The organism is Robinsoniella sp., from assembly GCF_034124845.1.
On record NZ_JAWYAJ010000486.1, the window covers coordinates 1 to 9,044 of the forward strand.

The 9,044-nt window shown below is 41.8% G+C and carries 12 protein-coding genes and 1 pseudogene; 12 read left to right on the plus strand and 1 reads right to left on the minus strand.

Annotated features, from left to right (window positions below; translation table 11 throughout):
• Both ACH2DQ_RS23695 and ACH2DQ_RS23700 read left to right on the plus strand, forming a co-directional pair.
• Positions 1 to 403 (plus strand): annotated as a pseudogene (locus ACH2DQ_RS23695) (glucoronyl hydrolase); the annotation flags it as partial.
• On the plus strand, positions 385 to 1,053 hold the full coding sequence (locus ACH2DQ_RS23700) for a GNAT family N-acetyltransferase (protein WP_394916113.1): 669 nt from the start codon (positions 385 to 387) through the stop codon (positions 1,051 to 1,053). The pseudogene ACH2DQ_RS23695 and the gene ACH2DQ_RS23700, both read left to right, overlap by 19 nt.
• Positions 1,054 to 1,150: 97 nt before the next feature.
• Here ACH2DQ_RS23700 and ACH2DQ_RS23705 read toward each other — a convergent pair whose 3' ends face one another.
• Positions 1,151 to 1,495 (minus strand): helix-turn-helix domain-containing protein, encoded by a 345-nt coding sequence (locus ACH2DQ_RS23705; RefSeq protein WP_394916114.1) that lies wholly within the window; start codon positions 1,493 to 1,495, stop codon positions 1,151 to 1,153.
• Positions 1,496 to 1,781: 286 nt separating this feature from the next.
• On the opposite strand from ACH2DQ_RS23705, the gene ACH2DQ_RS23710 reads away from it, so the two are divergent.
• From ACH2DQ_RS23710 to ACH2DQ_RS23755, 10 genes are all read left to right on the plus strand, one after another.
• A complete protein-coding gene (locus ACH2DQ_RS23710) occupies positions 1,782 to 2,501 on the plus strand; it encodes a LytR/AlgR family response regulator transcription factor (protein WP_394916115.1) in 720 nt (239 codons plus the stop codon).
• Positions 2,502 to 2,505: 4 nt separating this feature from the next.
• Entirely contained in the window at positions 2,506 to 3,840 is a 1,335-nt protein-coding gene (locus ACH2DQ_RS23715; protein WP_394916116.1) for a sensor histidine kinase, read from the plus strand.
• A gap of 152 nt (positions 3,841 to 3,992) precedes the next feature.
• Positions 3,993 to 4,661 carry an L-serine ammonia-lyase, iron-sulfur-dependent subunit beta gene (sdaAB, locus tag ACH2DQ_RS23720; protein WP_394916117.1) on the plus strand — a complete coding sequence of 223 codons (669 nt, stop codon included), beginning with the start codon at positions 3,993 to 3,995 and terminating at the stop codon, positions 4,659 to 4,661.
• Position 4,662: 1 nt separating this feature from the next.
• Positions 4,663 to 5,535, plus strand: coding sequence for an L-serine ammonia-lyase, iron-sulfur-dependent, subunit alpha (gene sdaAA, locus ACH2DQ_RS23725; protein WP_394916118.1), 873 nt, complete (start codon positions 4,663 to 4,665; stop codon positions 5,533 to 5,535).
• A 230-nt stretch (positions 5,536 to 5,765) separates the two neighbouring features.
• Positions 5,766 to 5,915: a 50S ribosomal protein L33 gene (gene rpmG / locus ACH2DQ_RS23730; RefSeq protein WP_394916119.1), complete on the plus strand. Its 150-nt coding sequence runs from the start codon at positions 5,766 to 5,768 to the stop codon at positions 5,913 to 5,915.
• Positions 5,916 to 5,947: 32 nt separating this feature from the next.
• A complete protein-coding gene (gene secE, locus ACH2DQ_RS23735) occupies positions 5,948 to 6,154 on the plus strand; it encodes a preprotein translocase subunit SecE (RefSeq protein ID WP_394916120.1) in 207 nt (68 codons plus the stop codon).
• 16 nt (positions 6,155 to 6,170) lie between these two features.
• The gene (gene nusG / locus ACH2DQ_RS23740; RefSeq protein WP_394916121.1) at positions 6,171 to 6,686 is read left to right on the plus strand and encodes a transcription termination/antitermination protein NusG; all 516 of its coding nucleotides are present in this window, start codon (positions 6,171 to 6,173) and stop codon (positions 6,684 to 6,686) included.
• 88 nt (positions 6,687 to 6,774) lie between these two features.
• Positions 6,775 to 7,200 carry a 50S ribosomal protein L11 gene (gene rplK, locus ACH2DQ_RS23745; RefSeq protein WP_027296065.1) on the plus strand — a complete coding sequence of 142 codons (426 nt, stop codon included), beginning with the start codon at positions 6,775 to 6,777 and terminating at the stop codon, positions 7,198 to 7,200.
• Between the two features lie 86 nt (positions 7,201 to 7,286).
• A complete protein-coding gene (rplA, locus tag ACH2DQ_RS23750) occupies positions 7,287 to 7,979 on the plus strand; it encodes a 50S ribosomal protein L1 (RefSeq protein ID WP_394916122.1) in 693 nt (230 codons plus the stop codon).
• A 479-nt stretch (positions 7,980 to 8,458) separates the two neighbouring features.
• Positions 8,459 to 8,926 (plus strand): hypothetical protein, encoded by a 468-nt coding sequence (locus ACH2DQ_RS23755; RefSeq protein ID WP_394916123.1) that lies wholly within the window; start codon positions 8,459 to 8,461, stop codon positions 8,924 to 8,926.
• Positions 8,927 to 9,044: the final 118 nt, after the last annotated feature.

Sequence of the window (9,044 nt, forward strand, 5' to 3'; positions counted from 1 at the left end):
GTTCCGGAAAGTAACGGATTTTTATCTGAGGCATCTTCCGGAGGATATGGTACCCTATTGGGATTTGCAGTTTTCAGAAGGGAGCAGCGAACCGAGAGATTCGTCTGCTGCGGCAGCCGCAGTCTGCGGTATTCTGGAAATGTGCAGCAATGGAGGGCTGGAAGAGGAAGAACAATCCTTTTATGGCAATAAGGCGCATCAGATACTGGAAAGTCTGATTGACAAATATGCGGTAACTTCAGCGCAGGAAGCAAATGGGCTGCTGCGACATGGTGTTTACGCAAAAAACAGTCCCTATAACAGTGTATCCGACAGAGGTGTTGATGAATGTAATCTGTGGGGAGATTATTTTTATCTTGAGGCACTGACCAGGAACATGAAAGATTGGAAGACATACTGGTAATTAGCAAGGCGGTACATCAGGATACATCAGGTGCCATATCGTTTTTAGTGACTTTGTGCGGTTTCGATGATATAATGAAAAAGCAGTCGATTGAAAATGAAAAAGGGAGAAGATTTATGGATAAAAAAATCATAGCAGAAACAGACCGGTTAATATTAAGAAGATACAGAGCGACGGACATACAGGATTTATACGAATACCTGTCCAATCCCAAAGTCCTGGAATATGAGCCTTATAAGCCGATGACAATGGAAGAAGTAAAAGAGAATCTGGAGTCCAGAATTGCGTCAGATGAAATGATAGCAGTTGAGCTGAAATCCACAGGTAAAATGATTGGGAATGTTTATCTGGGGAAATGTGATTGTAATTCTCTGGAGCTGGGATATGTATTCAATGAAGATTACTGGAACTTGGGATATGCCAGAGAAAGCTGTGAAAAGCTGATTGAAAATGCATTTGAGCATGGAATCCACAGGATTAGTGCATACTGTGATCCCAAGAATCCAAACTCATGGGAGCTGTTGGAGAAATTAGGTTTTACCCGTGAAGGGTTTTTGCAGAAGAATGTATATTTTTGGAAAGATGGGCATGATCAGCCGATTTGGAAGGATACTTATATCTATGGATTGCTCAATAGCAAAGAAAATTAATACGATTAATGATACGGTTATTGTAAAAAGAATAATATGATGTGTAATAAAAAAAGGATAATTCCAAATGGAATGTCCTTTTTTTGCAGTAGGATCTTCATTTCCCATAGGTGTCCTGCAGGGAAGATTTCAGAGATCTTAAGGTCTCTGTTAAAATACGGAGTTCTTTTTCATCACAGTCATTTAATAAATCCCTTAATTCTTTTACGTAGAAGGATTTTGCTTCGGGAAGGCTGTCGCACAATAAATGATCTACCGTCGTGTGGAGGGCATTTGCAATCGTGATGAGCGTTGGCAGGCTTACGTGGGTAACGCCTCTTTCGATATTACTAAGATGTGGTGTCGAGATATCTACCTGTTCGGCGAGCCTTTCCTGTGTAATTTTCTGGGTTAATCTCCTGGCTCGGATTCTGCGTCCGATAGCGGTATAATCAATTGTCATACTTACCCCCTCTATAATAACTTATTACGTATTGTATTATTTGTTTTGTTATATTATAATAATCTATAAGCTAAAAAATAGCATGTGGATTATATTGGATGGAAGTATTTACCATTTTTTGCTAGATTTTTTTCAAAATCGACAAGTTTTGGTTAAATATTACACGAACTGTGCTAAAAGTGTAATTAGCATTGCAATTACTGTGATCCGGATGGTATAATTCCAAGAAATATAATTGTGCAATTATATTCGGGTAATTTAAAGAAAGAGTAAGGTGGGATGAATCATGATGCGGATCGGGATATGTGACGATGAAGCAAAGGCGGTTCAGGTAAGCAAAGATTTCATAGAGAAATTTTTGCAGAAAAACAAGTGTGAGTATGAAATTCATGAATTTTTGAATCCGGAGGAGTTATACCATTACGTAAGAGAAAGCATTTATGATTTGGATCTGCTGTTTCTTGATATAGAAATAGGAGAATCCAATGGGGTGGAGGTTGCGAAAAAACTGGAAGCATTGGATGCCAGAACAAAAATTGTGTTTCTGACCAATTATCTATGCTACAGTTCAAAAGTATATGAGGTTGACTACTGCTATTTTGTTTTAAAAAAAGACCTGGAGAAATATCTGCCGAAAATTATTGAAAAACAAATTCAACAAAAAAGTAAGGTTGCCAGAGAACGTATCGTTGTTATGGTTAAAGGAAGAAAGATTATACTGCTCCCTATGGATATTCAGTATCTGGAAAGGGAAAAGAGAAGTACACTGGCAGTCTGCGTCGGTGAAACGGTCAGAACATCTTCCGGACTGACTGAATTGCAGGCACAGCTGGGATCGGATTACTTTGTAAGATGCCACAACAGTTATATTGTAAATCTGAACTTTGTCAAAGAATTTTGCAGGAATGAATTAATTCTGCGCAATGGGAAAAAGGTTCCTATCAGCCGCAGGTATCTGAATGATGTCCGCCGGGCATTTGCAAGATGGCTGGGGGAAGATATGTAATCTAATGAGAGGTGAAATAATGACGGTGTTTACCGGAAAATGTATTGCTGTTCTGTTAGAGACTGTGATATTCTATATTTTTGCCATGAAGTGCGCAGATACCGGGAATATGGATTTAAGAAAGAAGCGGATAATTCTGCTTCTTCTTGCTGTAGTCCATGGTGTTCTTATGCTACCTGTAAAAAATGGCGGATCTGCATTTTTAGTTTATGTGGCCGAGATTATTCTGTGGATGGCAGTTATTTATAAGATATCTGAGAAGCCATTTCATGATTTCTTGAAATTTTATGCGTTTATAGAATTTTATGGAATTATCGGAGCTGCTTTGGGGTTGCTTACAAAAGCGTTGTTTGGAGTTGGGGGAAGTCTCGCCCTTTATACCGGAAGTAATGTATGTTTTTTTACTGCTGTAAATGGTGGAAAGAATATTCTGGCTGCGGTAATACTGGGGATGATTTTAAAATTCGGTGTTTTTGAAAAAATACCGTTACTGATCTGGAAGGTTTTTGCAGTTGTATCAGTACTTGTGAATCTGGTGGCTACGGTTCTTCTGATGAACGAAAATGCCAATCGGCTGCTGGAACCCTGGGTGCTGATGTATGTGGTGGCAATGTTGTGTGTGTTTGGCGGTCTTCTTACTTGGTACAGCAGAGAAAACCTTAAAAGAGAAAATCAGTACCTGCTTATGCAGCAAAAGCTTTTGAAAGAGCATTTTAAGGTGCTTGAGGAGCAGAATGAACTGGTGCGGAAAATGCGCCACGATATTGGGAATCATCTTCAAACCATAGAAAGGCTGGTACGGGATAACCATACTGAATCTATGGGTGATATTGCAAAACGACTGAATAAAGAGTATGACAAGCTTCTGCAGAGCAACATCAGCAGAAATGTAATGATAGATGCAGTCCTGCACAATAAAATTACAGAATGTGCAAAAAATAAAATTAAGCTGCAGTTAAATATGGCGCACTTTGCAAGTGGAAGAGTGGATGATGTAGACTGGCTCAGTATTTTTTACAATCTGTTCGACAATGCAATTGAAAGCTGTATGCGGATCCCGGATTCCGCGGAGCGGTTTATAAATGTAAAAAGCCAGTACCGTGCAGGCTATCAGGTTCTGATATTCAGTAATTCCAGATATGAAGAGGCAAAACCCGTGGAAGTGAAGCGGGATGGGGGATTTAGAACCACCAAAAAAGATAAGTTCCGCCACGGTCTGGGACTTGATATTGTACAGGGAATCGTGAAAAAATACGAGGGCAGTATGGAGTGTAAAGAGGAAGAAAAAGTCTTTCGTACCCTGGTTTCCCTGAGAGTGGGAAGTGAAGAAAAAAATTAGCTTCCCCCTATACATTTTAGACGGGATTTGTTAGAATAACAGAATAGATGTAATCAAAAAAGGGAGCGCATGACGTTCCCTTTCCATTTACGTTGAGGAGAAAAAGTTGTGCAGTACAGCAGACCTGTCTGCGGTATACAGGAGGTATAAAGATGAACATATTCGATATTTTGGGACCTGTCATGGTGGGACCCTCCAGTTCTCATACGGCAGGCGCGGTAAGGATCGGATTGATGGGGAGAAAACTGCTGGGTAGCATGCCCGTAAATGCAAGGATATGTATGCATGGCTCTTTTGCAGCTACCGGAGTAGGCCATGGTACGGATAAAGCCATTGTAGCAGGACTGCTTGGTATGGAGCCGGATGATATCAGAATTCCAAAAAGCTTTGAAATGGCAGAGGAAGAAGGATTAGAATTTACCTTTGAAGAAACAACACTAAAGGGGGCACATCCCAATTCGGTGCAGATGCTGCTGGAGGATTTAAAGCAGCGCAAACTGATGGTTCAGGCTTCTTCTCTGGGAGGCGGACGTATTATGCTGAATAAAATCAATGATGTGGAGGTCAATTGTACCTGTGAGAATCCCACTTTAATTATTCATAACATGGATCAGCCCGGTTATGTTGCCGATGTGGCGTCCATGCTGTTTCAGAAGTCCGTAAATGTGGCAAACATGTCCCTGCACCGGAAAAAACGGGGCGGTTATGCAGTGATGATTATTGAAACAGACCAGAAAATCCCAAAAGAATCCATCGAGTGGCTGGAGCAAAAAGAGGGTATACTGAAGGTGACATATATAGATATAGGAGGGAACCGGTAACATGGCATATAATTCATTAGAAGAAATCTTAGACGTATGCAGGGAGTCGCAGATTCCTTTCTGGAAAACCATCCTGCTGGATGATATGAACGAGCGGAAAGTTTCAAAGGAGGAATCTTTTGAAAAGATGCTGGGTATGTGGCGGGCGATGCTCTCGTCCAGCGAAGCATATGATGAAAAACTGATTTCCAACAGCGGGCTGGTAGGCGGCAGCGGCGGTATTATGGAGCAGTATGTGCAAAAGGAAGGACCCTTGTGCGGACCATTTATGGGACAGGTTATTGCGGCGGCACTGCAGATGGGAGAATCAAATGCCTGTATGAAACGAATCGTGGCGGCACCCACAGCAGGCGCCTGCGGAGTACTTCCGGCTGTTCTGGTGCCTTATTATAAAAAGGAACAGACAGATGAGACACGCATAGGGGAAGCACTGTATGTGGCTGCGGGGATCGGACAGGTCATAGCAGTTCGAGCGTATATTGCAGGAGCTTCCGGCGGCTGTCAGGCGGAAATCGGTTCGGCAAGTGCCATGGCGGCAGGGGCGATGGTTCATTTAAAGGGCGGAAATCCCAGACAGATCGCCCATGCAACTGCAATGTCGTTAAAAAATCTCCTGGGGCTGGTCTGTGACCCGGTTGCCGGTCTGGTGGAGGTTCCATGCGTGAAACGCAATGTAATCGGAGCGGTGAACGCTATGGCGTGTGCCGATATGGCATTGGCCGGAATTGAAAGCCGGATTCCCCCGGACCAGGTAATTGACGCCATGAAGGAAGTAGGGGATCTGATGAATGTCTCCCTTCGGGAAACGGGTGAAGGCGGACTGGCAGCCACTGCATTTGGCAGGGAAGTATCCTTAAAACAGTCGCACACCTGACACAGATATCAGGCGCTATATATCGACGTATTTATGCCGGGCGGCACTGGATTCACAGAGGTAAAAAACACTGCAGAAGATCATGGATCTTGTCAAAAAAAGACTTGACTTCCAGCTATTGTATATGATAAGATAAACGAGCGAATGGAAGTAGGTCTTTTTTTTATGCCTAAAAATTCAACAGCCTACGCAAGCTGTTACCAAATTACAAAGAAGGCGAGGTGGAAGTTGTGCGCGTTAAAATCACATTGGCATGTACGGAATGTAAACAACGTAACTACAACATGACGAAGGATAAGAAAAATCATCCGGACAGAATGGAAACAAAAAAATACTGTAAATTCTGCAGAACACACACATTACACAAAGAAACCAAATAACTGTTAGTGATAATGCAAAGGAAGTGAATGGAATGGGAGAAACTGCAAAAACAGACAAAGCCCCCAAGAAAAGCTGGTTTGAAGGTCTTAAATCTGAATTTAAGAAAATTATCTGGCCGGAAAAGAAAACACTTGGCAAGCAGACCGTTGCGGTTGTTGCCGTTTCTTGTGTATTAGGTGTCATTATTACCATCGTTGATGTTATTGTACAGTATGGTATTGATTTCTTAATAAAGTAAGGGCAAGGGTGATTTTATGTCAGAAACAAACTGGTATGTAGTTCATACTTATTCTGGGTATGAAAACAAGGTTAAGGCCAACATTGAGAAAACGATTGAAAACCGGCATTTAGAAGATCAGATCATTGAGGTCAGAGTTCCGATGCAGGATGTTGTGGAAGTGAAAAATGGCGTACAGAAGCAGGTTCAGAAGAAACTGTTTCCAGGCTATGTGCTTCTGAATATGGTCATGAATGATGACACCTGGTATGTCGTTCGAAATACAAGAGGTGTTACCGGATTTGTTGGTCCTGGATCAAAACCAGTGCCACTTACCGAAACAGAGATGCAGAATCTGGGAATCCAGGCGGACGATGTCCAGGTGGATTTCACAGAAGGAGATGCGGTTACTGTTACCGGCGGAGTCTGGAAAGATACCGTTGGGGTTATTCAGTCCATCAATCATGGTAAACAGATCGTTACCATTAATGTTGAGTTATTCGGTCGTGAAACACCAGTAGAAATAAGTTTCACTGAGATTAAAAAAATGTAACAGGAAAGTTACCGTCAGGTATATTCGCAGTCTGACGGATTAGTGGGAGGGAAATCCCCCGCCAATACCACATAGGAGGTGCCTAAAAATGGCAAAAAAAGTAACAGGTTATATTAAATTACAGATTCCTGCTGGAAAGGCTACACCAGCTCCACCAGTTGGTCCGGCACTTGGACAGCACGGTGTTAACATCGTTCAGTTTACAAAGGAGTTCAATGCAAGAACAGCTGACAAAGGCGATTTAATTATCCCGGTTGTTATTACTGTATATGCAGACAGAAGCTTCAGCTTTATTACAAAAACTCCTCCTGCAGCAGTTTTATTAAAGAAAGCATGCAACCTGAAATCAGGTTCAGGCGTTCCGAATAAGACAAAAGTTGCTACAATCAGCAAAGAAAAGATCAAAGAGATCGCTGAAATGAAAATGCCAGATTTAAATGCAGCATCTGTTGAAGCTGCAATGAGCATGATCGCAGGTACCGCACGCAGCATGGGTATCACTGTTGAGGAATAATATACTTGGTAATCAAGCAAAACGTAAACTAAACAATGAAAAGTGGGAGGGAAATTCCCGCAAATACCACCAGGAGGTTATTTAATATGAAAAAAGGAAAAAGATACGCAGAGGCTGCAAAAGCAATCGACCGCGCAAATCTTTATGATACAGCAGAAGCTATTTCTTTAGTAAAGAAAGCATCTGTTGCTAAATTTGATGAAACTATCGAAGCTCATATCAGAACAGGCTGTGATGGCCGTCATGCGGATCAGCAGATCCGTGGAGCTGTTGTGTTACCACACGGTACAGGTAAAAAAGTTCGTGTCTTAGTATTCGCTAAAAATGCAAAAGCTGACGAAGCTCGTGCAGCAGGCGCAGAATACGTTGGAGCAGAGGAATTAATTCCAAAGATCCAGAACGAAAACTGGTTTGAATTCGATGTAGTTGTAGCTACACCGGATATGATGGGTGTTGTTGGCCGTCTTGGTCGTGTACTTGGACCAAAAGGCTTAATGCCAAACCCAAAAGCTGGTACTGTAACGATGGACGTAACAAAAGCAGTTCAGGAAATCAAAGCAGGTAAGATTGAGTACAGATTAGATAAAACAAACATTATCCACGTGCCAATCGGAAAAGCTTCTTTTACAGAGGAGCAGTTAGCGGACAACTTCCAGACGCTTATGGGTGCAATTTTAAAAGCGAAACCTTCAGCACTGAAAGGACAGTATTTAAAGAGCGTAACAGTAGCTCCTACAATGGGTCCTGGTGTGAAGCTTAACACAGCAAAATTTGCATAAACCCTTATAAAGGGGTCATCGCATTAAGTTTTAATGCGGTGGCCCCCTTTTTTTGTGATTTATTCTAGATGTACGGCGGTATAAACAGGGCGCAGAATACAGTAAATACAATTAGAAATACTGGACCAGGTGCCGGTCTCCGGAAGAAATAAGCAGGGAATTATTTCCAGATGGGCCAAATGGTATGGCTATGACCAAATGTTACGAGATGGCGAGATATGGAATTGGAGAATGTGATAAAAAGGCCCTGGAAGCGATGAAAAAGAATATTGAAAATTAACATAGAGAAGTCACGGAAGGGTATCTGAATGGAAGGATACTCTTTTGCTTTGTACAAAAAGCGGTCACACGTTCGATCTAATGTTGTTATGAAAGTATTAACATGTTATAATAGTTCTTATTGCTGAAAGCTTATAACAAAAAAGAATGATTTGACGGGTAAAAAGTAACCATACAATCTATCTGGTGGAGGTAGTGAGATGATGAATGAAAACAGTCGGGACATAAGAACAATACATGAAAAAAGAAAATTCAGGTTTTACTTTCCGGATACGGGACTGGAGGAGTTTGCCAGACAGGGAACAATCGTCGGGGGACCGGATACAGAACATCACCCCCTGGGACACCGGCATACATATCAGATTCTGGAGAAAGTTTATACAGAGATAAAAAAGGGGAGCTCAGAAGGCTACATGCTGCGCACGGACGATGCAGGAACCATGAAAAATATTTACATGGAAGCATTTGACAAGGACCAGGCTCAGGTGTTTGTAAGAAATGGAGAAGGCAAGAGCCAGAGAGTTGTGATCAGTGAAAAGAAAACGTATGATATGCTGCAGGATTATATGGAAAACCTGAAAGAGGGAACCACGGTTTATGCCAGGGAAGAAATGCTGGAACATTTTGAAACGGTTCTCAGAAAGTATAAACGCAGAGAGCGTGCCTGAATCTTATGCAAACCGGAATGCATGTCTGTCAGAAAGACATTTTTAATAGTTCTTTGAGGCAAAACTTTGTCATGGGATTAAATTATATATTTACACATCTCTTACAATAACGTATAAT